24 protein-coding genes and 1 pseudogene are annotated in these 25,580 nt (G+C 72.1%); 14 read left to right on the top strand and 11 right to left on the bottom strand.

Going from position 1 to position 25,580, the window contains the following annotated elements; translation table 11 throughout:
• Positions 1 to 37: 37 nt before the first annotated feature.
• From serS to ACFYNL_RS28220, 3 genes are all read right to left on the bottom strand, one after another.
• Positions 38 to 1,327: a serine--tRNA ligase gene (serS, locus tag ACFYNL_RS28230; RefSeq protein ID WP_388807907.1), complete on the bottom strand. Its 1,290-nt coding sequence runs from the start codon at positions 1,325 to 1,327 to the stop codon at positions 38 to 40.
• A 354-nt stretch (positions 1,328 to 1,681) separates the two neighbouring features.
• Positions 1,682 to 2,194 (bottom strand): ATP-binding protein, encoded by a 513-nt coding sequence (locus ACFYNL_RS28225; RefSeq protein WP_388807906.1) that lies wholly within the window; start codon positions 2,192 to 2,194, stop codon positions 1,682 to 1,684.
• Between the two features lie 237 nt (positions 2,195 to 2,431).
• Positions 2,432 to 2,818, bottom strand: coding sequence for an STAS domain-containing protein (locus ACFYNL_RS28220; protein WP_388807904.1), 387 nt, complete (start codon positions 2,816 to 2,818; stop codon positions 2,432 to 2,434).
• A gap of 239 nt (positions 2,819 to 3,057) precedes the next feature.
• Here ACFYNL_RS28220 and ACFYNL_RS28215 point away from each other — a divergent pair, with 239 nt between their 5' ends.
• Both ACFYNL_RS28215 and ACFYNL_RS28210 read left to right on the top strand, forming a co-directional pair.
• Positions 3,058 to 3,999, top strand: coding sequence for an RNA polymerase sigma factor SigF (locus ACFYNL_RS28215; protein ID WP_388807903.1), 942 nt, complete (start codon positions 3,058 to 3,060; stop codon positions 3,997 to 3,999).
• Between the two features lie 317 nt (positions 4,000 to 4,316).
• Positions 4,317 to 5,882 carry a ricin-type beta-trefoil lectin domain protein gene (locus ACFYNL_RS28210; protein WP_388807902.1) on the top strand — a complete coding sequence of 522 codons (1,566 nt, stop codon included), beginning with the start codon at positions 4,317 to 4,319 and terminating at the stop codon, positions 5,880 to 5,882.
• Positions 5,883 to 5,903: 21 nt separating this feature from the next.
• Here the strand turns inward: ACFYNL_RS28210 and hutI are convergent, their stop codons facing one another.
• Genes hutI through hutU form a run of 4 tightly spaced genes read right to left on the bottom strand, consistent with a single transcriptional unit; the run spans position 5,904 to position 11,450 of the window.
• Entirely contained in the window at positions 5,904 to 7,193 is a 1,290-nt protein-coding gene (gene hutI, locus ACFYNL_RS28205) for an imidazolonepropionase (protein ID WP_388807900.1), read from the bottom strand.
• On the bottom strand, positions 7,190 to 8,542 hold the full coding sequence (locus ACFYNL_RS28200) for a formimidoylglutamate deiminase (protein ID WP_388807992.1): 1,353 nt from the start codon (positions 8,540 to 8,542) through the stop codon (positions 7,190 to 7,192). Before ACFYNL_RS28200 ends, hutI begins: the two co-directional genes overlap by 4 nt.
• Positions 8,533 to 9,735 carry an allantoate amidohydrolase gene (locus tag ACFYNL_RS28195; RefSeq protein WP_388807991.1) on the bottom strand — a complete coding sequence of 401 codons (1,203 nt, stop codon included), beginning with the start codon at positions 9,733 to 9,735 and terminating at the stop codon, positions 8,533 to 8,535. Before ACFYNL_RS28195 ends, ACFYNL_RS28200 begins: the two co-directional genes overlap by 10 nt.
• Before the next feature lie 50 nt (positions 9,736 to 9,785).
• Positions 9,786 to 11,450, bottom strand: coding sequence for a urocanate hydratase (gene hutU, locus ACFYNL_RS28190; RefSeq protein ID WP_388807899.1), 1,665 nt, complete (start codon positions 11,448 to 11,450; stop codon positions 9,786 to 9,788).
• Between the two features lie 166 nt (positions 11,451 to 11,616).
• Here hutU and ACFYNL_RS28185 point away from each other — a divergent pair, with 166 nt between their 5' ends.
• The 5 genes from ACFYNL_RS28185 to ACFYNL_RS28165 all read left to right on the top strand — a co-directional run bounded on the left by ACFYNL_RS28185 (position 11,617) and on the right by ACFYNL_RS28165 (position 15,363).
• The gene (locus ACFYNL_RS28185; RefSeq protein WP_388807990.1) at positions 11,617 to 13,011 is read left to right on the top strand and encodes a diaminopimelate decarboxylase; all 1,395 of its coding nucleotides are present in this window, start codon (positions 11,617 to 11,619) and stop codon (positions 13,009 to 13,011) included.
• Between the two features lie 181 nt (positions 13,012 to 13,192).
• Positions 13,193 to 13,585: a hypothetical protein gene (locus ACFYNL_RS28180; RefSeq protein WP_388807897.1), complete on the top strand. Its 393-nt coding sequence runs from the start codon at positions 13,193 to 13,195 to the stop codon at positions 13,583 to 13,585.
• Positions 13,582 to 14,376 carry a transcriptional regulator gene (locus ACFYNL_RS28175; RefSeq protein WP_388807896.1) on the top strand — a complete coding sequence of 265 codons (795 nt, stop codon included), beginning with the start codon at positions 13,582 to 13,584 and terminating at the stop codon, positions 14,374 to 14,376. Before ACFYNL_RS28180 ends, ACFYNL_RS28175 begins: the two co-directional genes overlap by 4 nt.
• Positions 14,377 to 14,455: 79 nt before the next feature.
• Complete coding sequence (locus ACFYNL_RS28170) at positions 14,456 to 14,974, top strand: roadblock/LC7 domain-containing protein (RefSeq protein WP_388807895.1); 519 nt, start codon at positions 14,456 to 14,458, stop codon at positions 14,972 to 14,974.
• A 14-nt stretch (positions 14,975 to 14,988) separates the two neighbouring features.
• Positions 14,989 to 15,363 carry a hypothetical protein gene (locus ACFYNL_RS28165; RefSeq protein ID WP_019756493.1) on the top strand — a complete coding sequence of 125 codons (375 nt, stop codon included), beginning with the start codon at positions 14,989 to 14,991 and terminating at the stop codon, positions 15,361 to 15,363.
• A 24-nt stretch (positions 15,364 to 15,387) separates the two neighbouring features.
• Here ACFYNL_RS28165 and ACFYNL_RS28160 read toward each other — a convergent pair whose 3' ends face one another.
• The 3 genes and pseudogenes from ACFYNL_RS28160 to ACFYNL_RS28150 form a co-directional block, all read right to left on the bottom strand.
• Entirely contained in the window at positions 15,388 to 15,981 is a 594-nt protein-coding gene (locus ACFYNL_RS28160) for a hypothetical protein (protein ID WP_388807893.1), read from the bottom strand.
• A gap of 79 nt (positions 15,982 to 16,060) precedes the next feature.
• Positions 16,061 to 16,921, bottom strand: a complete 861-nt coding sequence (locus ACFYNL_RS28155) for a MurR/RpiR family transcriptional regulator (protein WP_388807892.1) — start codon at positions 16,919 to 16,921, stop codon at positions 16,061 to 16,063.
• Positions 16,918 to 17,256, bottom strand: a pseudogene (locus ACFYNL_RS28150) (histidine ammonia-lyase); the annotation flags it as partial. The pseudogene ACFYNL_RS28150 and the gene ACFYNL_RS28155, both read right to left, overlap by 4 nt.
• A gap of 224 nt (positions 17,257 to 17,480) precedes the next feature.
• On the opposite strand from ACFYNL_RS28150, the gene ACFYNL_RS28145 reads away from it, so the two are divergent.
• The 4 genes from ACFYNL_RS28145 to ACFYNL_RS28130 all read left to right on the top strand — a co-directional run bounded on the left by ACFYNL_RS28145 (position 17,481) and on the right by ACFYNL_RS28130 (position 19,960).
• Positions 17,481 to 17,846: a hypothetical protein gene (locus tag ACFYNL_RS28145; protein ID WP_388807890.1), complete on the top strand. Its 366-nt coding sequence runs from the start codon at positions 17,481 to 17,483 to the stop codon at positions 17,844 to 17,846.
• Between the two features lie 137 nt (positions 17,847 to 17,983).
• Positions 17,984 to 18,244, top strand: coding sequence for a hypothetical protein (locus ACFYNL_RS28140; protein WP_388807888.1), 261 nt, complete (start codon positions 17,984 to 17,986; stop codon positions 18,242 to 18,244).
• Between the two features lie 41 nt (positions 18,245 to 18,285).
• On the top strand, positions 18,286 to 19,233 hold the full coding sequence (locus ACFYNL_RS28135) for a DUF389 domain-containing protein (RefSeq protein WP_388807887.1): 948 nt from the start codon (positions 18,286 to 18,288) through the stop codon (positions 19,231 to 19,233).
• A gap of 295 nt (positions 19,234 to 19,528) precedes the next feature.
• Positions 19,529 to 19,960: a hypothetical protein gene (locus ACFYNL_RS28130; RefSeq protein WP_388807989.1), complete on the top strand. Its 432-nt coding sequence runs from the start codon at positions 19,529 to 19,531 to the stop codon at positions 19,958 to 19,960.
• A gap of 463 nt (positions 19,961 to 20,423) precedes the next feature.
• Here the strand turns inward: ACFYNL_RS28130 and ACFYNL_RS28125 are convergent, their stop codons facing one another.
• Positions 20,424 to 21,812 (bottom strand): cystathionine beta-synthase, encoded by a 1,389-nt coding sequence (locus ACFYNL_RS28125; RefSeq protein WP_388807885.1) that lies wholly within the window; start codon positions 21,810 to 21,812, stop codon positions 20,424 to 20,426.
• 159 nt (positions 21,813 to 21,971) lie between these two features.
• Between ACFYNL_RS28125 and ACFYNL_RS28120 the strand changes: the two genes are divergently transcribed.
• The 3 genes from ACFYNL_RS28120 (at position 21,972) to ACFYNL_RS28110 (ending at position 25,563) form a co-directional block, all read left to right on the top strand.
• The gene (locus ACFYNL_RS28120) at positions 21,972 to 23,024 is read left to right on the top strand and encodes an SGNH/GDSL hydrolase family protein (protein ID WP_388807884.1); all 1,053 of its coding nucleotides are present in this window, start codon (positions 21,972 to 21,974) and stop codon (positions 23,022 to 23,024) included.
• A 212-nt stretch (positions 23,025 to 23,236) separates the two neighbouring features.
• Complete coding sequence (locus ACFYNL_RS28115; protein WP_388807882.1) at positions 23,237 to 24,457, top strand: acetyl-CoA C-acetyltransferase; 1,221 nt, start codon at positions 23,237 to 23,239, stop codon at positions 24,455 to 24,457.
• A gap of 284 nt (positions 24,458 to 24,741) precedes the next feature.
• Entirely contained in the window at positions 24,742 to 25,563 is an 822-nt protein-coding gene (locus ACFYNL_RS28110) for a hypothetical protein (protein ID WP_388807880.1), read from the top strand.
• Positions 25,564 to 25,580 lie beyond the last annotated feature (17 nt).

Genomic DNA, 25,580 nt, shown 5'->3' with positions numbered 1-25,580 from the left:
CCGGCGTGCACCGAGTGGAGGGCGTGACCCCGGGGGCTCAGGGGTGGGCCGGGCGCAGCACCTCGGGCAGCCCCCACCGCCGCAGCACCTCGGGCACGACCACGGTGCCGTCGGCCCGCTGGTGCTGTTCCAGGATCGCGGGCAGCAGGCGGCTGGTGGCCAGACCCGAGGCGTTGAGGGTGTGGACGTACGCCGCCTTGCCGCCACCGGCCGGGCGGTACCGGATGCCGCCGCGCCGGGCCTGGTAGGTGCGGGCGTTCGACACCGAGCTGACCTCGGTGTACGTACCCAGGCTGGGCAGCCAGACCTCCACGTCGTAGGTCTTGGCCTGGGCCGGGCTGGTGTCCTCGGCGGCCAGCTTGGTGACCCGGTGGTGCAGGCCGAGTTCCGCCACCAACTCCTGTGCCCGCGTGAGCAGTTCGCGATGCGCGGCGTCCGAGTCCTGCGGTCGCGCGAACTGGAACAGCTCGACCTTGTTGAACTGGTGGCCCCGCAGCGTCCCGCGTTCCGCCGTGCGGTGGCTGCCGCCCTCCCTGCGGTAGCAGGGGGTGTAGGCGACGTACCGGCGCGGCAGTTCCCGTTCGTCGAGCGTCTCGCCGCGATGGAGGTTGACCAGGGCCGTCTCGGCGGTGGGCAGCAGGAACCGCTCGGGCCGGCCGCCCTCGCCCTCCTCCACCACGAAGACGTCCCCGGCGAACTTCGGGAACTGGCCCGCCGTGTAACCGGCTTCGTAGGTGAGCACATGCGGCGGCAGCACGAACTCGTAGCCCGCCCGGCGATGGGCGTCCAGGAAGTGGTTGAGCAGCGCCCACTCCAGGGCGGCGCCCTCACCGCGGTAGATCCAGTGGCCGCTGCCGGCCAGGTCCGTGCCCCGCCTGTGGTCGACGAGGCCGAGGTCCTGGGCGAGCCGGACGTGGTCGCGGGCCGGGAAAGCGAAGGCGGGCGGGGCGCCCACGCTCCGTACGACCTCGTTGTTCTCCTTGCCACCCGCCACGACGTCGTCGTCCGGGAGGTTGGGCAGCGCGTCCAGGAACTCCTGGTGGCGGGCGGCCAGGCGGGTGAGGTCCGCTTCGGCCTCGGCGAGCCGGTCGCCCAGGGCCTTGGCCGCGGCCCTCGGTTCGTCCACGGGGGCGTCCGTACGGCGTCGTGCGGCGATCTCGGCCGAGATCCGCCGCCGCTCGCCGCGCAGCCGCTCCACGCCCGCCCGGGCCTCGCGGAACTCGGCGTCGAGGGCCAGGAAGCCCGGGATGTCGGCGTCCACGGCGCGTTTGCGCAGACCTTCGCGGACCTGGTCGGGGTGCTGTCGGATGAGGGTGACGTCGAGCATGGCGCTCCGCTCCGTCCGGTCGTCCGGAGCGGCGCGGTCCGCCCCGGGGTGGTCCCTCGGGGCGTGGGCGAGAGGGTGCTCGCGGTGCCACCACGCCTTCACCGCCGTACACCATCCGTGTGGCCGTACGACGGACTCGTTCGGGCCCGATGACGGGGGCCGGCCGGCGGGGCATTTCCTCCCCGCACTCGGGAGTGGATTCCCCCGGAGCGCGAGGCCGCCTTCACAGCGAACGGCGGCTCTCTCTGAGCTCGCGGACCCGGGGTACTTGTCTCCGTCAGCGCGTTACGGGGAGGGTAGAGCAGCACCTCAGCGGTGAGGAAACGAATTTTCCGCAGAGCTGGACGAGTGACTCTAGGCCGGCGCGCCCAGCTCCGCCCACACCGTCTTGCCGGCGACGCCCGGGGCCCTTACGACCCCCCAGTCCAGGCACAGCCGCTGCACGATGAACATGCCGTGGCCGCCGGGCCGGCCCGCGCGGTGCGGGGTGCGGGGGGCGGGCTGGCCCGTGCCCTTGTCGGAGACCTCGACGCGGATCACCTTGTTGTCGCAGGCGATCAGCAGCTCGTCGGGGCCTTCGGCGTGCAGGCAGGCGTTGGTGACCAGCTCGGAGACGACGAGCAGTACGTCCTCGGCGGCGGCCCGCTGGTCGGCGGTCGCGGCGGGCAGCCAGCCCCACGCGTACAACGCCTGGCGGGCGAAGTCACGGGCGAGCGGCACGACCCCGCTCTGGCCCTCGAAGTCCAGCCGACGGACCTGAGGCCCCACCGACGGCTCGGCGGACGACGCGGTCCCCTCGGACGCCCCGGAAGCGCCGCTGGGCTCATGGCCGCGGTCGCCCGGCGAGAAAGGCCGGGTGGTGCTCATCAGCGCTTCACCTCACCGATTCACCAGTTCAACGTTCACACGATTCAGAGATCAGTACGCAGAGTCAGTACGTCCGTACACGGCCCTTGCCTGATACGTCGGTCACAGTCCCCCACCCCCCGTGGCCGACTTCACAGTCGACATGTTCAGGATGTCTCCTGCCCGACCACGCCGAGGGAACACCCCCGTATTCGCCACGAAAGATGTGACGTCCGATGCGGCGTCGGACAGGAGGGGTCAATCCGAGCCGTCGGCCCTGTCGCCCAGGGCCGCGTCGAGCGAGTCGTGGACCGTGAAGACCGCTTCGGCCCCCGTGATCTCGAACACACGCGCAACGGCGGGCAACATGCCCGCGAGGTGCACCCCGCCACCGGCGGCCTCCGCCTTCAAACGCGCCCCGAGCAGCACGTTCAGCCCTGTGGAGTCACAGAACTCAAGCCGCGAGCAGTCGACCACCAGTCGACTGAAGCCCTTGGCGAGGCAGTCCTCGATGGGCTCACGCAACAAATCGGCGGTGTGGTGGTCCAACTCACCCGCCGGGGTCACGACGGCGCTGGAGCCCTCTTCCCGCACCTCGACCAGAAGTCGGCCAGACTGTGCGCTGCCGACCGTCCCGCGGTCCATGCCGTGTCTCACTCCCGACGTCGTGGCTGCTGACTGACGCTCCCGAACACTACGCCTTCCCTACGCCCTCCAACACCCGAACATCCACCCAGAAACGGACATTTCGGAACAGAGCGCACTTGCGGTGGGCTCACGAAAGCGGGTAGGGCTAGTAGAGACACGTAACCGACTCGGCCGGCTTTGGAGGCGCCGCACACCGCAGTGCACGCACAGGCTTCGGCAGCCATATGCCGAGAACGATGGAGGACATCATGTCACCCCGGCTCGACGCATCGCATACCCAGAGCGCGACGTCGGCATCCCGACCGGAACATCTGGATCCCATCGAGCAGAACAGCGACGTACATTCCGAACACGGTTTCGGTCAGGACGACGCTCTCGCCGGGCTTCCGGACATCCCCCCGTACGACGAGGTGGGGCCGGTTGACGCGCGAGCCCTGTCCAAGACCCTCTTCGAGCGGCTGGAGTCGCTGGAGGAAGGGACCCACGAGTACTCGTACGTACGCAACACGCTCGTCGAACTCAACCTCGCCCTGGTCAAGTTCGCCGCCTCCCGCTTCCGCTCGCGCAGCGAGCCGATGGAGGACATCATCCAGGTCGGCACGATCGGCCTGATCAAGGCGATCGACCGCTTCGAGCTCAGCCGCGGCGTGGAGTTCCCGACCTTCGCGATGCCGACCATCGTCGGCGAGATCAAGCGTTTCTTCCGCGACACGTCGTGGTCGGTGCGGGTACCGCGCCGACTCCAGGAACTCCGACTCGACCTGGCCAAGGCCGGCGACGAGTTGGCCCAGAAGCTGGACCGCGCCCCCACGGTGGCGGAGCTCGCGGAGCGCCTCGGCCTGACCAACGACGAGGTCGTCGAGGGCATGGCCGCGTCGAACGCGTACACCGCCTCGTCGCTGGACGCCCAGCCCGAGGAGGACGACGCCGAGGGCGCGCTGGCCGACCGCATCGGCTACGAGGACCACGGCATCGAAGGCATCGAGTACGTCGAGTCGTTGAAGCCGCTCATCGCCGAACTGCAGCCCAGAGACCGCAAGATCCTCTCCCTGAGGTTCGTCGCGGGTATGACCCAGTCGGAGATCGGCGACGAACTCGGTATCTCCCAGATGCATGTGTCGCGGCTGCTGTCGCGCACCCTGATCCGGCTCCGGAAGGGGCTGACGGTCGAGGAATGACCGGTCGGCGACGGAGGAACCCCTCCCGCCGACCTGCGCTGTGCCCGGTACCCCGCCGAATCCGTCGGCCGGATACCGGGCACAGCGCGTTGTGGACATCGGGCACGTGTTTCGGCATCCGAGCCCCGGTTGTTCGGCACTTCGGACGCGGTTGTTCGGGATTTCGAGCAACGTACGCGTGCTCCAGATCACATTCAAGCCGCGGGTTACCCACAGAAACCCTTTCCCCAGCGCCTCCCTTCGTTCACTATGAGCCGTCATACCCGCCGGTAAGTCAGTTGCCGTAGCGGGCGGCAAGGCTGCAAGGAGGCAGGCGGATGGCTCGGGCCGACGAAGGCAGGGACCATGATCCCGGGGTGTACGCGGGCGCGTCCGACGCGCGGCTGACCGAGCTGCTGCGCACCGACACGGCCACCGCGTACACGGCCCTGCAGGAGCTGCGCACCCGCCACCACGCCTCCGTCCTCACCTACGCCCGCCTGTGCACCCCCAACGAGTCCACGGCCCGGCAGTTGGCGGCCCAGGCGTTCACGCTCGCGGCCCGTCAGACGGCGCGCGGCGACGACCCGGGCCTGCCCTGGCGGCACCGGCTGCTGATGCTGACCGCCCGGGTGGCCGGGACGTGGGCCATGGACGAGCGGGCCGCGGGCCTCGACGCGAGCCTGCTGCTCGTGCTGAACACCGCCGGACCCGCCGGCCCCGTCCCGCCCATGCTCACGGCCTTCCAGTCCCTGCCGGCCCGTGCGCAGGGCCTGCTCTGGTACGGCGTCGTGGAGCGGGAGCCGGTGGAACGGACGGCCGGACTCCTCGGCCTCACCCGCGAGGACGTCGCGTACGGCATCAGGCCGGCCCTCCAGCAGTTGTCCCGGGCCTGTCTGCGCACCCGTCTCGCGGGCTCCGACGACCCGGACTGCCGTGACTTCGGACGTCTCATCGAGGAGTCGGTACGGCCGGACGGCCCCCGTGGCAGCACCGACCTGCAGGCCCACATGACGCGTTGCCCGCACTGCACGACGGCGTACGAGGAGCTCTCGGCCCTGCGGGACGCGCCGTGCGGGGCGCTCGTGGAGGGGCTGTTGCCGTGGGGCGGGCGGACGTACGCGACACACGTCGCCGCCGATCGCGCGGCCGTCCGGCCTGCCGCCGTGCGGAGTTGGCCGCTGGCGGGCCTGCCGCGGGAGCGTCGCCGGGTGGTGCTGGTGTCCGCGGCGCTCGGGGCGGCGCTGCTGCCGCTGGTGGTCGTCCTGGCCACGCAGGATGCTTCGCCGCCGGCCCAGGAGCCGGTCGGGTCGGTCGGGACGGCGGTGAGCCTGCCGACGGTCGCGGTGACGGTCACGACCACGGTGTCGGCGACGCCGTCGCCGTCGTCGTCGCCCTCGCCGTCACCGTCGCGGACGTCCCGGTCGCCGTCGCCCACGAAGCGCCCGGCGCCCACGAGGACCCCCCGGCCGAAGCCGTCGCCCTCCCCGTCCGCCCTCCCGCCCAACGGCGCCTTCGCCCAGGTCGTGAACATCGCCTCGGGGCGGTGCCTGGACGTCGACGGGGGCCCGTGGAACGGCACGGACGTCGTCACGGCCACCTGCACGTCCGCGCGCGACCAGCGCTGGCGGGTCGACGCCGCACGCGGCGTGCTGCAGTCCTACGCCTACCCCGACTACTGCCTGGACAGCCGCGGCTCCCTGGAGCGCGGACTGGGCATCTGGGAGTGCGACTCGGTGTACGGACGCAACGGCCAGAACCTCAGGTTCGCCGTGGACGCGCGCGGGGTGATCCGCCCCGGGATCGCCCCGGACCACGCGGTCACCCCGGACGAGGACGGCCCGCTGTCCCTGGTGCGGGAGACGGGTCGGGAGAACCAGCGGTGGCGGGCGGGGGCCGCCTGATCCAGGCGGCCTTGCGCCCGCTCAGGCGACCCGCAGGCCCCGTCGCCACACCCCGCTGACCAGCGGCACGCCCGGCCGGTAGGCCAGGTGCACATGGCTCGGGGCGTCGAGGAGCAGCAGGTCGGCGCGGGCGCCCGGGGTGAGGCGGCCGACGTCCTCGCGGCGCAGGGCGGCGGCGCCGCCCGCCGTGGCCGACCAGACCGCCTCGTCGGGGGTCATCCCCATGTCGCGTACCGCGAGCGCGACGCAGAAGGGCACGGACGAGGTGAAGGACGAGCCCGGGTTGCAGTCCGTGGAGAGGGCGACGGTGACGCCCGCGTCGAGGAGGCGCCGGGCGTTCGGCCACTCGGCGCGGGTGGAGAACTCGGCGCCGGGGAGCAGGGTGGCGACGGTGTCGCTGTTGGCGAGCGCGTCGACGTCGTCGTCCGTCAGGTGGGTGCAGTGGTCGGCGGAGGCGGCGTCGAGCTCGACGGCGAGCTGGACGCCCGGGCCGTAGGAGAGCTGGTTGGCGTGGACGCGCGGGTGCAGGCCCTTGGCCTTGCCCGCGGTGAGGATCGCGCGGGCCTGGTCGCCGTCGAAGGCGCCCTTCTCGCAGAAGACGTCGATCCAACGGGCGTACGGGGCGCAGGCGTCGAGCATCTCGCCGGTGACGAGGGAGACGTACGCCGCCGGGTCCTGCGCGTAGTCCGGGGACACGATGTGGGCGCCGAGGTAGGTGACCTCGTCGGTGCGGGCGGCCGCGATGCGCAGCGCACGGGCCTCGTCCTCGACGGTCAGGCCGTAGCCGGACTTGGTCTCGAAGGTGGTGGTGCCCTGGCGCAGGGCTTCGGCGAGATAGCGGGTGAGGTTCGCGTCGAGTTCCTCGTCGCTCGCGGCCCGGGTGGCGGCGACGGTCGTGCGGATGCCGCCCGCACTGTACGGCCGCCCCGACATCCGGGCGTTGAACTCCTGCGTCCGGTCGCCCGCGAAGACGAGGTGGGAGTGCGAGTCCACGAAGCCGGGGAGGACCGCCCGGCCACCGGCGTCGACCCGATTGTCAGTGGCGGGTGCTTTGCTTTGATCACCGGTCCACGCGACGCGGTCGCCTTCGATGACGACGGCCGCGTCCTGGATCAGTCCGAGGGGGGAATTGTCACCGAGGGAGGGGTCGTTGGTGACCAGGGCGGCGATGTTGGTGATGAGCGTGCTTGCGGTGCTCGCGGAGTGGGCGGGGCTGACGGTCGTCGCGTTGCTCATGGCGTCCTTGGTTGCCTGGTCGGCGGTGGGGTCGGGGTCGGGGGCCGCCCACGCGGCGGAGCGGCCCGGAGTCATCCGCGCAGGGCTGCGACGGCGTCCGCGAGGGCTCGCGGCACATCCGGTACGAGGGTGTGCACCCCGTCCCGGACGACGTGCCGACCTCCCACGACCGTATGCGACACGTCTGCTGCCGACGCGGCGAATACGGCCGTCTCGGCCCCGAGCCGCGGAAGCGGCCCTGCCGTCCTGACCGAGTCGAGCGCGATCGTCGTGAAGTCGGCGAGCGCTCCGGCCTCCAGGGCGCCGGCGCCGTCCCAGCCGAGCGCCGCGTGGCCGTCGGCCGAGGCGGCCCGCAGCAGGGCCGCCGCCGTCCAGTGACCTCGGGTGCGGGTGCGCAGGCGCTCGTTCAGCTCCATCGCCCGCGCCTCTTCGAGCAGGTCGATGACGGCGTGGCTGTCGGAGCCGAGGGAGAGCGGGGAGCCCTCGTTCTGCAGGGCGGCGGCGGGTCCGATGCCGTCGGCGAGGTCACGCTCGGTCGTCGGACACATGCAGGTGCCGGTGCCGCTGCCGCCGATGAGGGAGATGTCCTCGGCGGTGAGGTGGGTGTTGTGGACGCCGGTGGTGCGCGGGCCGAGCACGCCGTGCAGGGCCAGCAGCTGGGTCGGGGTGCAGCCGTGGACCTCCCGGCAGGCGTCGTTCTCGGCGGTCTGCTCGGACAGGTGCACATGGAGCGGGGCCCGCCGCTCCTCGGCCCAGCGGGCCACGGTCGCCAACTGGTCGGCGGGCACGGCCCGTACGGAGTGGATGGCCGCCCCGATCCGTGCGTGATCCCGCTCCTTGAGAACTGAACAGCGTTCGGCCCAGGCGTCCGCCGTGCCGTCGGAGAAGCGGAGTTGGTGGGCGGTGGGTGGCTGTCCGAAGCCGGAGGAGAGGTAGGCGGTGTCGAGGAGGGTGATGCGGATGCCGGCTTCGGCGGCGGCCGCGACGAGGGCCTCGCCCATGGCGTTGGGGTCCGCGTACGGGGTGCCGCCCGGCGCGTGGTGGACGTAGTGGAACTCGCCGACGGCGGTGACGCCGGCGAGCGCCATCTCGGCGTACACGGCGCGGGCGAGGGCGTGGTAGGTCTCCGGGGTCAGCCGGTCGGCGACGGAGTACATGACCTCGCGCCAGGTCCAGAAGGTGCCGGAGCCGACCTGGACGGTGCCGCGCAGGGCGCGGTGGAAGGCGTGGCTGTGGGCGTTCGCCAGGCCGGGGAGCGTCAGCCCGCGGAGGATCTCCGCGCCGGGGGGCGGGGCCGGCACGTCGGTCCGGACGGCGGTGATGCGACCGTCCTGGACGTCGAGGGCCACACCCGGCTCGACGCGGGTGTCGAGCCAGGCGTGCTCCAGCCAGTACGTCCGTGTGGCTGCTGTGGTCACCGGCAGGCCAGTCCTTCCAGTACGTCGGCGAGGGCGAGCACTCCGGCCACGCAGTCGTCCTCGGCGGCGAACTCGGCCGGGGAGTGCGAGACGCCCGTGGGGTTGCGCACGAACAGCATGGCGGTCGGGACGCTCCCGGAGAGGATTCCGGCGTCGTGTCCGGCACCCGTACCGAGGACGGGCACGGTGATGCCGGTGTGCTTGCCCAGGACGCGGCCCAGTTCGTCGCGCAGGGCGTGGTCGAACTCGACGACGGGGGTGAAGGACTCCCGGACGACGTCGAGGTCGATGCCGTGGGCCGCGGCGTACTCCCGGGCGGCCTTCTCGATGCCGCCGACCACGCGGTCGAGGGCGGTCTGGTCCTCGGCACGGGAGTCCAGCCAGCCGCGGACGAGGGACGGGACGGCGTTGACGCCGTTCGGCTCGACGGCGATCTTGCCGAAGGTGGCCACGGCGCCCGCGAGTTCGGCCTCCCGGCGGGCGGCGAGCACGGTCTCGGCGTACGACAGCATCGGGTCGCGCCGGTCCACGAGCCGGGTCGTCCCGGCGTGGTTGGCCTCGCCCCGGAAGTCGAACCGCCAGCGGCCGTGCGGCCAGATGGCGCTGGCGATGCCGACCCGGTCGCCGGACAGGTCCAGGGCGCGGCCCTGCTCGACGTGCAACTCGACGAAGGCGCCGATGCGGGCGAGGCGCTGCGGGTCGGCGCCGATGGTGTCGGGGTCGTATCCGGCGGCCTCCATGGCCCGGGGCAGGCTGATCCCGTCCCCGTCGGTCAGCTTGTGGGCGTCCGCCACGGTGAGCTGCCCGGCGGTGAGCCGGGACCCGACGCAGGCGAGGCCGAAGCGGGCTCCCTCCTCGTCGCCGAAGTTGACGATGGCGAGGGGCTTGGCGAACTGCGCTCCTCTGTGCCGTAGTTCGTCGAGCGCGGCGAAGGAGGAGACGACGCCGAGGGGTCCGTCGAAGGCACCGCCGTCGGGCACGGAGTCGAGGTGTGAGCCGGTGACCACGGCGTCCCCGGCGGCAGGGTCGCCGAGCCAGGCCCACTGGTTGCCGTTCCGGTCCACCTCGTAGGTGAGTCCGCGTGCCTCGGCCTGGTCCTTGAACCAGGCCCGGCATTCGGAGTCGGCGCCGGTCCAGGCGAAGCGCCGGTAGCCCTGGGTGTCGGGGTGCCGGCCGACGGGGAGGAGCTCGCGCCACATGGCGTGGAACGAGCTGCCGCCCCCGTGCGATGGGCCACTGTCGTGCTGCGTCACGCGTCGTCACCCTCGCGCATCGGCACACGCACCTCGCGCTCGTCGGCGACCGACTCCGCGATGTCGTAGCCCGCGTCCACGTGCCGGATGACTCCCATGCCGGGGTCGTTGGTCAGCACCCGGCGGATCTTCTCCCCGCCCAGCTTCGTGCCGTCGGCCACCGTCACCTGTCCGGCGTGGATGGACCGTCCCATCCCCACGCCGCCGCCGTGGTGGATGGACACCCAGGAGGCGCCCGACGCCACGTTCACCATGGCGTTCAGCAGCGGCCAGTCGGCGATCGCGTCGGAGCCGTCGAGCATGGCCTCGGTCTCGCGGTAGGGCGAGGCGACGGAACCGCAGTCGAGATGGTCCCGCCCGATCGCCAGCGGGGCGGTGAGTTCCCCGCTCGCCACCATGTCGTTGAACCGCTCTCCGGCCTTGTCCCGCTCGCCGTAGCCGAGCCAGCAGATGCGTGCGGGCAGCCCCTGGAAGTGCACCCGCTCCCCCGCCATCTTGATCCAGCGGGCGAGGGACTCGTTCTCCGGGAAGAGGTCGAGGATCGCCTTGTCGGTCTTGGCGATGTCGGCCGGGTCGCCCGACAGGGCCGCCCAGCGGAAGGGGCCCTTGCCCTCGCAGAACAGGGGGCGGATGTAGGCCGGGACGAACCCGGGGAAGGCGAAGGCCCGGTCGTATCCGGCGAGTCGGGCCTCGCCGCGGATCGAGTTGCCGTAGTCGAAGACCTCGGCACCGGCGTCCATGAAGCCGACCATGGCCTCGACATGCCGGGCCATCGACTCCCGGGCCCGGGTCGTGAAGCCCGCCGGGTCCTTCGCGGCGTAGGACGCCATCTCGTCGAACGCCACGCCCAGCGGCAGGTACGACAGCGGGTCGTGGGCCGAGGTCTGGTCGGTGACGATGTCGATGGGGGCGCCCATGGCGAGCAGCTGCGGCACCAGCTCGGCGGCGTTGCCGAGGACGCCGACGGACAGCGGGCGGCGGGCGTCGCGGGCCTCGGTGGCCAGCTGCAGCGCGTGGTCGAGCGAGTCGGCCTGCACATCCAGGTAGCGGTGCTCGATGCGGCGCTCGATGGCACGCGGGTCGCAGTCGATGCAGAGGGCGACGCCGTCGTTCATGGTCACGGCGAGCGGCTGGGCGCCGCCCATGCCGCCGAGGCCGGCGGTGAGGGTGATCGTCCCGGCCAGGGTGCCGCCGAACTTCTTCGCGGCGACGGCGGCGAAGGTCTCGTAGGTGCCCTGGAGGATGCCCTGGGTGCCGATGTAGATCCAGGAGCCGGCGGTCATCTGGCCGTACATGGTCAGGCCGAGCTGCTCCAGGCGGCGGAACTCCTCCCAGTTGGCCCAGTCGCCGACGAGGTTGGAGTTGGCGATGAGGACGCGCGGAGCCCACTCGTGGGTCTGCATGACGCCGACGGGGCGACCCGACTGGACGAGCATCGTCTCGTCCTGCTTGAGGGTCTTCAGCGTCCGGACCATCGCGTCGAAGGACCGCCAGTCGCGGGCGGCCTTTCCGGTGCCGCCGTAGACGACGAGTTTGTCGGGGTGCTCGGCGACCTCGGGGTCGAGGTTGTTCTGGAGCATCCGCAGGGCGGCTTCCTGCTGCCATCCCAGGGCGCTCAGTTCCGTGCCGCGCGGCGCTCGGACGGGGCGGGGTCCTGACATGGTCTGCCTCCAGCGGACTGTGACTGCGGACTGTTGAAGTGGGTATTCACATCCTGGCGGTCTGAATAGAACTAGTCAATACGTGCGGGCGCCCGCGTCTCCCTGCCGGGGATGTTTGGCTGGATGCATGGGCTCGGACGACGACGGGACGGGGCGGGTGAACCACATGGCGGGGGGCACGGTGGACAGCGGGGCCGGGATGCCGACAGGTGACGCCGAAAGGGTGGCACGGCGGGACGAGGCGGTGCGGGCCGTCGTGGAGCAGGGGCTGCTCGGGCCCGGCTCCCCCATCGTCGGCCTGCTCGACGTCACCGGCATCCGGGAGTCGGCGGCGGCGCTGCGAGCGGCGTTCGAGGCGGTGGTGGCGCCGGGCACCCCCGTGCTGCACGCCTTCGCGGTGAAGGCCACTCCCCTGGTACCGGTGCTGCGGCTGCTGCGCGAGGAGGGCGTCGGCGCGGAGGTGGCCAGCCCGGGCGAGCTGGCGCTGGCGCGCGCGGCGGGGGTGCGCCCGGAGATGACGGTGCTGGACTCCCCCGCCAAGACACCGGCAGAACTGCGTGAGGCGCTGGCGCTGGGCATCGCGGTCAACGCGGACAACCCGCAGGAGCTGGACCGCATCGACGGCCTGATGAGGTCGGCGTCCAGCCGGTCCCCTCTCGGGATCCGGGTGAACCCGCAGATCGGAGGCGGTTCCATCGAGTCGACGTCCACGGCCACGGCGACCTCGAAGTTCGGTGTGGCGCTGCGCGACGAGGGGGCGCGGGAGTGGGTCGTACGGGCTTATCAGGACCGTCCGTGGCTGACCCGGCTGCATGCGCACACCGGGTCGCAGGGCATCCCGCTGTCACTCATGGCCCAGGGGGTGGCGCAGGCGTACGCGCTCGCGGAGGAGATCAACCGGCGGATCGGCCGGCGGCAGATCGACACGCTCGACATCGGCGGCGGACTGCCGGTGAACTTCGCCTCGGACGCCACGACGCCGACCTACGCGCAGTACGCGCGACTGCTGCGCGAGGCCGTGCCAGGGCTGTTCGACGGCCGGTACGGCCTGGTGACCGAATTCGGCCGCTCACTGCTCGCCAAGCACGGGACGGTGGTGGCGCGGGTCGAGTACGCCAAGAGCGCCGGAGGTCGCCCGGTGGCGGTCACCCACGCGGGTGTGCAGGTGGCGACGCGGACGGTGTACGCGCCGGGGAGCTGGCCGCTGCGGATCAGGGCGTACGACGGCAAGGGGCGCCCGAAGGAGGGCCCGGCCGTGGTGCAGGACGTGGCCGGTCCGGCGTGCTTCTCGGGCGACCTGCTGGCCGAGGGGTGCGCGCTGCCGCTGCTGGAGCAGGGCGACCATGTGGCGGCGCTGGACACGGGGGCGTACTACTTCGCGCATCACTACGCCTACAACTCCCTTGCTCGGCCCGGCATTTACGGCTTCGCCCCGGACGGCTCCGAGGGAGTCGCCTTCGCCACCGTGCGCGAACCTCAGTCCCTCGACGAGATCGTGGCCGAATCCGGTGCGGCGCACGCCGCCTCGCTCACCACCCTGCCCGCGCCGAAGCGCCGTTGACGCACACCGAGAAACACCGGCAGGACAGGGGTGATCAACCCGCTTGAAAACGAGCTCAGTTGACCCACCCTAGCCACTTCGCGCATGTTCCACTGGAAAATGCCCGAACGCTCACTCGCCGCACACACGTTGCGTAGTTTGGCGGTCACTCAGCCGGACCCCAGGCGGGAGGGGAGCGACGGTGCCCGGAATCGACGAGTGCTTGCTGGAGACGATGCGGTTGCCCGGTGCCAGGGGCGCCGCGCTGGTCGACTGGACGAGCGGGCTGGCCCTGGGCACGGTGGGCGACCCTCCCGGCGGCGACCACGAGGTGGCGGCGGCGGAAGCGGCGGAACTGGCACGGCTGGCGGCCGAGCAGCACGCGTTCGGGCCCGCCGACGACGCGGGCGCAGCGGACCCGCCCGTCGAGGACGTGATCCTCAGCAACCGGGACAGCTACCACGTGCTGCGGTTCGTACCGACCACCTTCGACAGCAGCGTGGTGCTGTACCTGTGGCTGGCCCGCTCGGACGGCAACCTCGCACTGGCCCGTATCCGGCTGGGCGAGATGGCCGAACGGCTGGTGCTGGCATGACCGTCGTCGACACCACCCCGCCGCCTCCGCTGCCGGTCCGGGACAGCGCCGGAGCCCATGAGCGGGTCCGGGGCATCCTGTCCCCGATGCTGACCCGGCTCGCCGACGAGCGTGCCACCGGCGTCCTGGTCCGCGAGCACGGCACGCTCCACCTGGCCGAGGGCAGGGTGGTGCACGCCGAGAGCCCCCTCGCTCCCGGCCTCGACGTGGTCCTCACGGCCCACGGCACCCTGGACGCCGGGACCTGGCGGGCCGCCGAGGACAGCGCCGACGGATCCCGGCTCCTGGGCCACGGCGTCACCCCGGGCGCACTGGAGCTGGCCCAGGCGAGTGCCCTGTACGACGCCGCGTACTTCGCGCTCGCCCCCAGCAGCACGCCCGGCCGGTTCCGCTACGGCACCGCGCACTGGCTCGCCGCCGTGCACCCCGTGCCGGTGGCCGGCCTGGAGCGGGAGACGCTGCGCCGCCGCGCCCTGTTGCGCCGCATCTGGCCCGACCCGGCGACCGACGCCGCACCCCTGATCCGCGCCGACCCGCTCGCGGCGCCCGCGGTGCCGCCCCGGCAGGCCGCCGTACTGGCCCGGGTGGACGGCGTACGGCGGGCCACGGACATCGCGCGGGAGCTGGGCAGGCCGGCGTTCCACACGCTGGTGCACATCCGGCGGCTGGCCGCGGCGGGGCTCGTCTCCCCACAGGCCCCGCCCGCCGAGGACCACCCACCACCACCCGACGCCGCCGATCCCTATATCGCGCTGCTGAAGAGGGTCAGGGATGCGCTGGAGGCCCTTTGACCGCAAACCCTTCGAGGACCGCGAGCAGACCGGGCCGCCGCGCCCGTCGCAGCGGTCCGGCGCCGAGAGGAGACGCCTGATGGCGGCCGAGCCACCGATACTCGACGAGTTCCGTCGACTCAGATCCCGCGTGCCCCAGCTGACCGGCGCGCTCGCCGCCGGCGTGGACGGCCTGGTGCTCGCCCACGACACCCCCGGTGTCGAGCCGGACGGCCTCGCCGCCCTCACCGCCGCCGCGCTCGGCGTCGCGGTGCGGGTGGCGGACGCGACCGGCCGGGGCGACTTCCGCGAACTGCTCGTGCGCGGGGCGGGCGGCTACGTGGCGACGTACGCCGCGGGCCGCACCGCCGTCCTGACGCTGCTCGCGCAGGACAACGTCAACGTCGGCCGGCTCCATCTGGAGGGCCGCCGCGCCGGCGCCCGCATCGGCGAGCTCGTCGACGCCGAGGCGGTGCCCCTGCGGCGCGGCCCCGCCAAGGACGTCGCCGAGGAGCCCGCCAGACCCCTGACCACCCGCCCGAGGACCGCGCGCGCCTCACGCACCACTGCCACCAACGCCGGAAGTTCCGGCAACGCGCGTACCACTACGGATAGTTGAAAGGACACACCATCATGGCCAACACCGAGACCACGCTGAAGGAATGCCTCGCCTCGATCGAGGGCGCGACCGGAGCCGCACTGGTCGACTACACCAGCGGGATGGCGCTCGGCACGCTGGGCGGCGGCAAGACCTTCGACCTGAACGTCGCCGCCGCCGGGAACACCGACGTCGTCCGCGCCAAGATGCGCACGATGGAGCACCTCGGCCTCAAGGGCGGCATCGAGGACATCCTGATCACCCTCAGCGACCAGTACCACCTGATCCGGTTGATCACCGGACGCGGGGGCAACGGCCTCTTCCTGTACCTGGTGCTCGACGCGAAGCGCGCCAACCTGGCCATGGCCCGGCACCAGTTGCGGAAGATCGAGGAGGAGCTGGAGGTCTGACGCGCGGCAGCCGCGAAGCCCGACCTACACCAGCGCCGCGGTGCGGCGGCGGGCCCCACCGGGGGCCGCGTCGCCCGCGGCGATCCCCGTACTGCGGTAGGCCTTGACCGCCTTGCCCGCCGGCCTGCCGCCGCGCCGGTCGAGCCAGTCCACCCGCACCCACAGCAGGGCGTTCTCGTCCCGCTCGCGCCGGCCGAGCCACGCGGCCTTGAGCCACAGCCCCGCCCCGCACCCCGCCAGCAGCATCCCGCCCGCCGCCGGCACGGCGAACGCGCCGCCCAGCGCGGCGAGGAACGCGAGGACCAGCCACCAGCGGTGCCCCCGGCGCCAGTTGCGCGCGGTCACCGCGCGGTCCTGGAGCACATCGTGCTTGCCGGCGCGGACCGCCGTGCGGATCAGGTCGTTGTAGCGCCCGCGACGTGCGTACGCCGCGACCGCCAGCGCGACGATGAACAGCGCGGCCCCGGCCGTCACGCCGATCCGGCGCCCCGTCAGCCCCGGCACCAGCATCCCGACGCCCGCCGCGACCACCCCGACCCACCACAACGGCGCCGCCCCGGACCGTACGACGACCGCCACCCGAGTCAGACCTTGAGCTCTGCGATCTCCGCGTGCCACGTTCCGCCTCCTCGTCGTCCTGGCACAGTTCTGTCGGACGGGCAGATTAGTGAAGGAACGTGAGACGAGTCTTAAGAAATCACTCGACGAACAGCCCCCGTGCCGCCGCCCGCGCGTCGAACTCCTCAAGCCGGGCCTGGGCGTCCGGCAGGTCGTCGCACATCGCCTCCAGCAGGACCCGGCCCAGCAGCATCGGCGCACAGGCGGTGTCGAAGGCGAGGCCCGTGCCGACGGCCGCAGGCAGCAGCAGGTCGGAGACCTTGGCGACCGGCGCGAAGGCGGAGTCGGCCACCGTCACCACCGTCAGACCGGCCTTCTTGGCGTACGCCAGCGTGTCCACGACCTCCCGCGGATGCCGGGGCAGCGCGAAGCACAGCAGGGCGGTCGCACCGGCCCGGACGGCCGCGTCGACCCGGTCGTGGATCATGGTGCCGCCCTCGTGCAGCAGCCGTACGTCCGGGTGGACCTTGGCGGCGAAGTAGGCGAAGCCGTACGCCTGGGAGGCCGCGGCGCGCAGGCCGAGGACGGGGAGCGGACGCGAGGCGGCGAGCAGCCGCCCGGCCTTCTGCACGGGCCGCGGGTCGGCGAGCACCTCGGCCAGATGCCGCAGGTTCTCGATCTCGGCCTCCACGGCCTGCTGGTACTCGTTGTACGAGCCGGCGTCCACCGGCTGCTCGACGGGCGCCACCTCGCGCAGGTGCCGGCGCAGCGCCGGGTAGCCGTCGAAGCCGAGGGCGACGGCGAAGCGGGTCACGGACGGCTGGCTGACCCCGGCCAGCTCGGCCAGCTCGACGCTGGACAGGAACGGCACATCGGCGGCCCGCCGCACCATGCTGTGCGCGATACGGCGCTGGGTCGGCGTCAGCCGGTGCCCCTCGAAGAGCGCCTGCAGCCGCGCGGCGGGGCTGTCCGTCCCGGTGGTGTTCCTGTCCGCGCTCATGCCGCGCTTCCCCTCCAGATGTCCGTGAACCGGTCCAGCAGTTCTGCCGCCGCCGCATCGCCGGTGAGCGGCCGGTCGTGCAGGTCGTCGTCGAGCACCGACCCGGCCGGCACCGCTGCCCGGCCCACCCTGCGCTCCGGGTCGGGTCCGAGGCCGCGCTGCCGCAAGGCCCGTACGGTGGAGACGAGTTCGCGGCCCACGGCAAGACGGTACGCGCGGCAGGCGCGCGGTGTCCGCCGCGCGGCGAGTGAGGCGCAGCCGCCCTGCTCCGCCACGCCCCGGGAGAGTACAGCGTGCCCGAGCGACGCGGGGGCGGTACGCAGGGAGCCGCGCGCGTCCATGGTCGGAGCCGACATGAAGCCCACTCACCCCTCACTCCGGAGGCCCGGCCTATTCAGATAGCAAGAACTCTGCATGACCTTATACAGTCCGGCAAGGGGCGGCTGGTGGAGCAGCTGGGCGCTGAGTGCGCCCACGACGCCCCCGGGCAGGGTGATCGCCTTCATCATCAAGTACAGCCGCTGCCGCTGCTCGGCATCGCACCACCCCTGGGGCATCCATGGCTTACGCGTTCGTCTTCGGTTGTTTCCTCCTGCTGGGCCTGGCCGGCGCACTGGCCGCACGCACCGGGTACCGGGGCAAGGTCTGTGACAGGTCCGACGGGTACGACGTCCCGGCACAGGTGAAGGCGGACCCCGAGCTGAGGAAACGGGCGAACGACCTGGTGGCCTTCTGGTGCACCGGGGCCGCGGTGCTCGGCTTCGCCCCGTTGGTGCCGATCGGCACGGTCCTCATGAGCGGCGGTGGCCGATCGGTCGGCACCCGGGGACTGGTGGTTCTCGCCCTCTACGGACTGGCCGTGGTGATCGTGGGTGCCTACCCCTTCGAGAAGATCAAGAGCCTGGGCCGATCCGCTGAGCGGTGAACAGGGCACAGGAGCGCCGCGTCGGGTGGCCGGCCGGGGCCGGGGGCGCACACTGGGTCGGACAGCGCAGCGGGATCCTGGCCGCCCGCACGACGGATGCCCTGCGGTCCCCGGAACACGAAGCGGAGGAACCGGCTGTGGACCCCTCAGTGACGACCGTGGTGGTCATCGCCGCCGCGCTGGTGATCAGGGCCGCGGTACTGGAACTGCGTGATCCCGGCAGCGCTCGACGGGAGTGGACGTTCGTCACGGACCGGGTCGCCTGGGCCGGCGGCCTGCTGACCGCAGCGTCCCTGGCCGCCCTCGGCTGGCCCCACATGGGTGGAGGCGTCGTGGCGTGGGCCCTGCTGGCGGGCCTGCTGGTGGCCCAGGTGCTGGGCCGACGATCGGCGAACTGACCCGCCACCGCGCGTTCCGGTGGAGAAGCGGGCGGGGCACAATGCGCAGCGTGTTGCATGTACGAGTCATCAGTCCCGCCCACCGGACGGCAGAGGTGCTTCGCACCGCCCTGGACTGCCCGGGAGCCGTCAACGTCGTCAAGTTCCCCGGTGCCGCCACGTCGCCCGAGGGCGATGTGGTCGAGTTCGTCGTCACCAGGGAGGCCGCGAACGCGATATTCGACCAGCTGCGCGAGCTGGGCCTTGAGGACAGTGGCTCGATCACGGTCGAGCAGATCGACCTCGCCCTCTCGGCGGCGGCGGAGCGGGCCGAGAAGGCTGCGCCCGGAGATCCGCAGGACGCCGTGGTGTGGGCGGAGTTGGAGGCCAGGGTCACCGCCGACACCCGGTTGAACTGGTCCTACCTGGCCTTCCTGGCTCTGGCCACGCAGATCGCGGGCATCGGTGTCCTCCTGGACCAGCCGATCCTGATCGTCGGCGCCATGGTGCTCGGCCCGGAGTTCGGCCCGGTGGCCGCACTGTGTTTCGCGATCCTGCGGCGCCGTCCCGTTCTCATGGGCACCGCCCTACGTGCGCTGGTGGTGGGCTTCGCGGTCGCGATCGCCGTCACCACGGTGTGCGCCGGGGTCAGCCGCCTGCTCGGCTGGATCACGCCGGACATGCTGGACGACAGGCCGATGACGGAGTTCATCGCGCATCCCGACCGCTGGTCGTTCATCGTGGCGCTGCTGGCGGGTATCGCCGGGATCCTGTCGCTGACCGCGGGGAAGTCCTCCGTGCTGGTCGGGGTCTTCATCTCCGTCACGACCGTACCGGCCGCGGGCAACATCGCCGTCGCCATCCCCCTGGCGCACTGGGGGGAGGTGGGGGCGTCTCTCAAGCAGCTCGGCGTGAACCTCGCGGGCATGATCATCGCGGGCGTCCTCACGCTGCTGATCCAACGTCTGCTCTGGGCGCGCTTCGGGCTGCGCATCCAGTCCCCCTCCTAGGTCCCCGGCCCTGGAACGGTCCCCGGCCCTGGAACGGTCCCAGGCCCTGGAACGGTCCCAGGCCCTGGAACGAGCTGTGGCCGGGGACGGGCCGCGACCGGGGACGGGCCACGACCGGGGACGGGCCACGGCATGGGACGGGCCACGACCGGAGACGCGGCCAGCGAGCGGGACAGGCCACGGCGGGGAAGGGCCACGGCGGGCTCCCCCGCTCCCGGCGCCCCCCGCACCGACAGGGGGGCTAACCCCAGTGCACCGCTCGTCCCCGCTGCCTACCGTGGGTGGCATGACGGGAATGGACGCGCGGGACACCGAGCTCAAGAAGGAACTCAACGCCACCCTGCAGGCCCGCAGGGAGCTGGGTGAGGAGTACGAGTCCGCGCTGGTCGACTCGTTCATGGAGAAGGTCGACCAGCGCATCGACGGGGCGGTCGAGCGCCGGATGCGCCGTCAGGTGGCCGAGCAGCAGATGGCGGCGGCACGGGGTACCCGGTCCCCGGTGACGACGGACTCCTTCGGGGAGCGCTTCGGATTCGGCATCATCTCGCTGGTCATGGCGATCCCGCTGTCCGGCATCGGCGGCGGTGTCGCCGGCCTGCGCGGTCTGCTCGTCGCCTGGATCGGCATCGTCGGCATCAACGTCGTCCAGGCCGCCCGTACCAACCCCGGTCTCTTCCGCGGCTGGCGGCGCAGGCCGGCGAAGGACGGGGACAGCTGGGAGGACTGACCGGCCCCAGGTCGCCGGAAGAGGACGACGACCACCGCACCCATCCATCGAGGAACTCCGACGGCGGGCAACCACGTCCGCGAGAGCGGCGGCGGTTCAGCCGCAGAAGGAAGGTGCGCGGGGACCGCCGCTCCCCCGTTGCCGGGGGGCGGGACGACGGCGGTCCCCGCGAAGGACGCGGGCCGGGTCAGGGCCGGGCTTGCGCGTCCGTGGCGTCCATGGAGGTCCGGGAGCCGCTCCGGAGGTCCTTGGCGCCGTTCGGCGCCGACCGGGCGGGAAGCCTCCCCGAGTGCTCAACACCCGGGTCGTGCCGCCGCCCTGCCGACATCCCCTAATCTGCCGGACCCGTGTTAAGCGGGTGCTGCGTGAACGTGACGCGCTCGTACCAGTTCCGCGACGTTCCGAGCAGCCCCGGTCATCGTGGGTTCGCTCCGGACGCGGCCCGTTCACCGCACGTTCGCCGCTACTTCCCGCCCTTGGCGAGGAAGGCCAGCAGGTCCTGACGGCTCACCACACCGGTCGGCTTGCCCTCGACGAGGACGATCGCCGCGTCGGCCGCGCCCAGCACGGACATCAGATCCGCGACCGGCTCACCGGAGCCGACCTGCGGCAGCGGAGCCGACATGTGCTTCTCCAGCGGGTCGTCGAGCGAGGCCCGCTTGGTGAACAGCGCGTCCAGCAGCTCCCGTTCGACGACCGACCCGACGACCTCCGCCGCCATGACGTCCGGGTGACCGGCGCCCGGCTTCACGATCGGCATCTGGGAGACGCCGTACTCGCGCAGCACCTCGATGGCCTGACCGACCGTCTCGTCCGGGTGCATGTGGACGAGGGACGGGATGGCGCCGTGCTCCTTGTCGTTGAGGACGTCAGCGACGCGCGCGCTCGGGCCCTCGTCCTCCAGGAAGCCGTAGTCGGCCATCCACTCGTCGTTGAAGATCTTGGAGAGGTAGCCGCGGCCGCTGTCCGGGAGCAGGACCACCACGACGTCGTCCGGGCCGAGCCGCTCGGCGACCTCCAGCGCGGCCACGACCGCCATCCCGCAGGAACCGCCGACCAGCAGACCCTCCTCGCGGGCCAGCCGCCGGGTCATCTGGAAGGAGTCCTTGTCGGACACGGCGACGATCTCGTCGGCGACGGTCCGGTCGTAGGCGGTCGGCCAGAAGTCCTCGCCGACGCCCTCGACGAGATACGGCCGCCCGGAGCCGCCGGAGTACACGGAGCCCTCCGGGTCGGCGCCGATGACCTGCACCTTGCCGTCGCTGGCCTCCTTCAGATAGCGACCGGTGCCGGAGATGGTGCCGCCCGTCCCCACACCCGCCACGAAGTGGGTGATCTTCCCCTCGGTCTGCTCCCACAGCTCGGGACCGGTGGAGTGGTAGTGGGACAGCGGGTTGTTCGGGTTGGAGTACTGGTCCGGCTTCCAGGCACCCGGCGTCTCACGGACCAGCCGGTCGGAGACGTTGTAGTACGAGTCCGGGTGCTCGGGGTCGACGGCGGTCGGGCAGACGACCACCTCGGCGCCGTAGGCCCGCAGTACGTTGATCTTGTCGGTGCTGACCTTGTCGGGGCACACGAAGATGCACTTGTACCCCTTCTGCTGAGCCACGATGGCGAGCCCGACACCGGTGTTGCCGCTGGTCGGCTCGACGATCGTGCCGCCGGGCTTGAGCGCGCCGCTCTCCTCCGCCGCCTCGATCATGCGCAGGGCGATGCGGTCCTTCACGGAGCCGCCCGGGTTGAAGTACTCCACCTTGGCAAGGACGGTCGCCCGGATGCCCTTGGTCACGTTGTTGAGCCTCACCAGCGGGGTGTTGCCGACGAGGCTGATCATCGAGTCGTGGAAATGCACCGTTGTCTCCGGATGCTGCAAAAGAAATGGTCTTAGTGGTTCCGCCAGCCTATGGCCTGCGCGGAGCCCATGACGGTCGTTCACTGCTCGTTGGGATTGGGCCACGGTCCGTGCGGGGCAAGCAGTTGATGTACGGCTACGAGGAGGTGGCGGCGACGCATGACGAGCATGTCGAGGGCGAGGGTGGCCCGGCGGATCGCGGCGGGCGCCGCGTACGGCGGCGGCGGGATCGGGCTGGTGGGTGCGGCGGGCGTGGGTCTGCTCCTCGCCGAGGTGCGGCTGGCCAGGCGCCATGTGGGCAACGGGACGAACAATCACGTGCCGAACGCCGACGGCCGGTACGGCCGTCTGTACGGCACCGTCGGCGCGGCGCCGCTGCGGCTGACGTTGCTGGGTGACTCGACCGCCGCCGGACAGGGCGTCCACCGGGCGGGGCAGACGCCGGGGGCGCTGCTGGCGTCGGGGCTGGCGGCGGTGGCGGAACGGCCGGTGCTGCTGCGCAACGTGGCGCTGCCGGGGGCCCGTTCGGACGACCTGGACCGCCAGGTGGCCCTGGTGCTCGCCGACCCGGCCCTGACGCCCGACATCTGCGTGATCATGATCGGCGCGAACGACGTCACGAACCGGATGCCGCCGACGCGCTCGGTCCGGCACCTCTCCGCGGCGGTACGGCGGCTGCGCACGGCCGGCGCGGAGGTCGTGGTCGGCACCTGTCCCGACCTCGGCACGATCGAGCCCGTCCAGCAGCCGCTGCGCTGGCTGGCCCGCCGGGCCTCCCGGCAGCTGGCGGCCGCCCAGACGATCGGCGTCGTCGAGCAGGGCGGGCGCACGGTGTCGCTGGGCGATCTGTTGGGCCCGGAGTTCGCGGCGAACCCGCGTGAGCTGTTCGGCCCCGACAACTACCACCCCTCGGCGGAGGGCTACGCCACCGCGGCCATGGCGGTTCTGCCGACGGTCTGCGCGGCGCTGGGCCTGTGGCCGGCGGAGGAGGAACGCCCCGACGTCACCCGTCGCGAGGGCTTCCTGCCGGTCGCCCGTGCGGCCGCGGAGGCCGCGTCGGAGGCGGGCACGGAGGTCACGGCGGCCATGCCGACCGGCCCGAAGGGGCCCTGGGCCCTGCTCAAGAGGCGCCGTCGGCGCCGGGTGCAGGAAGTGGAGCCGGCGTCCACGCCGTCCGGTCTGTACGGCGGTTCCGCCGCCGAGGGACCCTGAGGACGAGGCCCCGTTCCGGGAGACCGGGCACCCGAGCCAAGCAAGCGCTTAGAAAATTGCGGCAAGGGTCACACCGCCCTGCCCGTGACCCCGCCGCTACGTGCGGGTAACTTCCCTCACAGCCCTGCCCGACCCTCCGGTATGCCCACCGCCGCCCGACCACCACCCCTGAACGAGGCGCTGCGCGCCCGCACCTTTCGACTGGAGCCGTGATGCCTGAAGCCGTGATCGTCTCGACCGCCCGCTCGCCCATCGGCCGCGCCTTCAAGGGCTCCCTGAAGGACCTGCGTCCGGACGACCTCACCGCCACGATCATCCAGGCCGCCCTCGCCAAGGTCCCCGAGCTGGACCCGCGCGACATCGACGACCTGATGCTCGGCTGCGGCCTCCCCGGCGGCGAGCAGGGCAACAACCTCGGCCGTATCGTCGCCGTGCAGATGGGGATGGACCACCTGCCGGGCTGCACGATCACCCGGTACTGCTCCTCGTCGCTGCAGACGAGCCGCATGGCGCTGCACGCCATCAAGGCCGGCGAGGGCGACGTCTTCATCTCGGCCGGCGTCGAGATGGTCTCCCGCTTCACCAAGGGCAACTCCGACAGCCTCCCGGACACGCACAACCCGTTCTTCGCGGAGGCCGAGGCCCGCACCGCCGCGGTCGCCGAGCAGGAAGGCACCACCTGGCACGACCCGCGCGAGGACGGCCTGGTGCCGGACGCCTACATCGCGATGGGCCAGACCGCCGAGAACCTGGCCCGCTGGAAGGGCATCACCCGTCAGGACATGGACGAGTTCGGCGTCCGCTCCCAGAACCTCGCCGAGGAAGCCATCAAGAACGGCTTCTGGGAGCGCGAGATCACCCCGGTGACGCTCCCCGACGGCACCGTCGTCAGCAAGGACGACGGCCCCCGCGCCGGCGTCACCATGGAGGCGGTCGGCGGCCTGAAGCCGGTCTTCCGCCCCGACGGCCTGGTCACCGCCGGCAACTGCTGCCCGCTCAACGACGGCGCCGCCGCGGTCGTGATCATGTCCGACACCAAGGCCCGTGAGCTCGGCCTGACCCCGCTCGCCCGCATCGTCTCCACCGGTGTCTCGGGCCTGTCGCCCGAGATCATGGGTCTCGGCCCGGTCGAGGCGTCCCAGCAGGCCCTGCGCCGGGCCGGCCTGACCATCGACGACATCGACCTGGTCGAGATCAACGAGGCGTTCGCCGCCCAGGTGATCCCCTCCTACCGCGACCTGGGCATCGACCTCGACAAGCTGAACGTCAACGGCGGCGCCATCGCCGTCGGTCACCCCTTCGGCATGACGGGCGCGCGCATCACCGGCACGCTCATCAACTCGCTCCAGTTCCACGACAAGCAGTTCGGCCTGGAGACGATGTGCGTCGGCGGGGGCCAGGGCATGGCGATGGTCATCGAGCGCCTGAGCTGAGTCACCGAGCGACCCTCCGCGTAGTCAAGTCACGACCCAGCGTGAGGCTTCGGCCCAGAACCCGGGAAACCCCTTGGTTCTGGGCCGTTTTGTGATCCAATCTCCCCCAGGATGTGACCTATCTCCCTCCACGGAGGGATCCGCGCAGCTCAGAGCCGTTGCACCACCAAACCCCAGGCCCAAAGACCTGTCCGTTTCGTGACGTTACGCACTGACAGCTGGATAGTCCGCCCTTCAAGCTGATGTAGGAAGTCGGGGGTCGACTTTGAACCGGGAGTACGTCCGTGAGCGCCATGCCGATCGCCCTGCTGCTCACCACGGCCGCCACCGGCGCCGTGGGCGTCGCCGTCCTGCGCACCCTCATGGTGCTGCGTCGACAGGTCGCGGCCCTGCACACCGAGCTGGCACAGAGCAACGCGACCGCGGCCCGCGGTCTCGTCCCGCCCGCCCGCATCTCCGCGGACGCCGATGAGATACGCGCGGCCGTGGCCGAGGCACTCGCCGAGGAGCGCGAGCGGGAACTGGCCGAGGCCCGGGCCTTCTGGGCCGCCCAGGAGGCCCGCGACGCCTCGGACGCGCCCACCCTGCTGGGCCTGACCGACAGCGAGCTGTTCCTGCCCCGGCAGGCCGATTTCGCGGGCCTGGAGCACTTGGAGCCGGTGACGGAGCCGAGCGCGGACGCCGACGAGGTGGCCGCCAAGGACTTCGTCCAGGGCACCACCCCCAGTGAGTCGCCCGAACTGGCCGCGGCGCGCCGCCGCCACCCCTCCCACCCGGACTTCGTCCCGGTCTCCTCACCGGCCGTGAACGACCACGAGCGCACCGTGGCCACCCTTGAGGAACTGGCCGAGTCCGCCGTCGAACTGACCGATGTCCGGCCGGGCCCGCTGGGCACCCTCGACGTCTACGTCTTCGCCGACGGGACCACCTTGTGCATGACGCCGGGCCACCGCGAGACGGCGGAGCGGCTGGCGGCGGCCCTGCGTGCGGGCGAGACGCCGGTGCTGCTGGGCGGGTCGGGAGTCTCCGGCGCCTACACGCTGACCTTCGCGTGCGGCGGGGAGAACGTCTACATCCTGGCGGACCGCGTCATAGCGTCCCTCTAGGAACCGCGACGCCGGCA

The organism is Streptomyces sp. NPDC007808 (assembly GCF_042868655.1).
Taxonomy (GTDB): domain Bacteria; phylum Actinomycetota; class Actinomycetes; order Streptomycetales; family Streptomycetaceae; genus Streptomyces.
The sequence above is the reverse complement of the archived record's forward strand: the minus strand, read 5'-3'. Positions and strand labels throughout refer to the sequence as shown.

Excerpts from the sequence above, each read along its gene's own strand:
- serS (WP_388807907.1), bottom strand. The coding sequence starts at position 1,327 with ATGCTCGACGTCACCCTCATCCGACAGCACCCCGACCAGGTCCGCGAA.
- ACFYNL_RS28225 (WP_388807906.1), bottom strand. The coding sequence starts at position 2,194 with ATGAGCACCACCCGGCCTTTCTCGCCGGGCGACCGCGGCCATGAGCCC.
- ACFYNL_RS28220 (WP_388807904.1), bottom strand. The coding sequence starts at position 2,818 with ATGGACCGCGGGACGGTCGGCAGCGCACAGTCTGGCCGACTTCTGGTC.
- ACFYNL_RS28215 (WP_388807903.1), top strand. The coding sequence starts at position 3,058 with ATGGAGGACATCATGTCACCCCGGCTCGACGCATCGCATACCCAGAGC.
- ACFYNL_RS28210 (WP_388807902.1), top strand. The coding sequence starts at position 4,317 with ATGGCTCGGGCCGACGAAGGCAGGGACCATGATCCCGGGGTGTACGCG.
- hutI (WP_388807900.1), bottom strand. The coding sequence starts at position 7,193 with ATGACTCCGGGCCGCTCCGCCGCGTGGGCGGCCCCCGACCCCGACCCC.
- ACFYNL_RS28195 (WP_388807991.1), bottom strand. The coding sequence starts at position 9,735 with ATGTGGCGCGAGCTCCTCCCCGTCGGCCGGCACCCCGACACCCAGGGC.
- hutU (WP_388807899.1), bottom strand. The coding sequence starts at position 11,450 with ATGTCAGGACCCCGCCCCGTCCGAGCGCCGCGCGGCACGGAACTGAGC.
- ACFYNL_RS28185 (WP_388807990.1), top strand. The coding sequence starts at position 11,617 with ATGGCGGGGGGCACGGTGGACAGCGGGGCCGGGATGCCGACAGGTGAC.
- ACFYNL_RS28175 (WP_388807896.1), top strand. The coding sequence starts at position 13,582 with ATGACCGTCGTCGACACCACCCCGCCGCCTCCGCTGCCGGTCCGGGAC.
- ACFYNL_RS28170 (WP_388807895.1), top strand. The coding sequence starts at position 14,456 with ATGGCGGCCGAGCCACCGATACTCGACGAGTTCCGTCGACTCAGATCC.
- ACFYNL_RS28165 (WP_019756493.1), top strand. The coding sequence starts at position 14,989 with ATGGCCAACACCGAGACCACGCTGAAGGAATGCCTCGCCTCGATCGAG.
- ACFYNL_RS28155 (WP_388807892.1), bottom strand. The coding sequence starts at position 16,921 with ATGAGCGCGGACAGGAACACCACCGGGACGGACAGCCCCGCCGCGCGG.
- ACFYNL_RS28145 (WP_388807890.1), top strand. The coding sequence starts at position 17,481 with ATGGCTTACGCGTTCGTCTTCGGTTGTTTCCTCCTGCTGGGCCTGGCC.
- ACFYNL_RS28135 (WP_388807887.1), top strand. The coding sequence starts at position 18,286 with ATGCGCAGCGTGTTGCATGTACGAGTCATCAGTCCCGCCCACCGGACG.
- ACFYNL_RS28130 (WP_388807989.1), top strand. The coding sequence starts at position 19,529 with ATGGACGCGCGGGACACCGAGCTCAAGAAGGAACTCAACGCCACCCTG.
- ACFYNL_RS28120 (WP_388807884.1), top strand. The coding sequence starts at position 21,972 with ATGACGAGCATGTCGAGGGCGAGGGTGGCCCGGCGGATCGCGGCGGGC.
- ACFYNL_RS28115 (WP_388807882.1), top strand. The coding sequence starts at position 23,237 with ATGCCTGAAGCCGTGATCGTCTCGACCGCCCGCTCGCCCATCGGCCGC.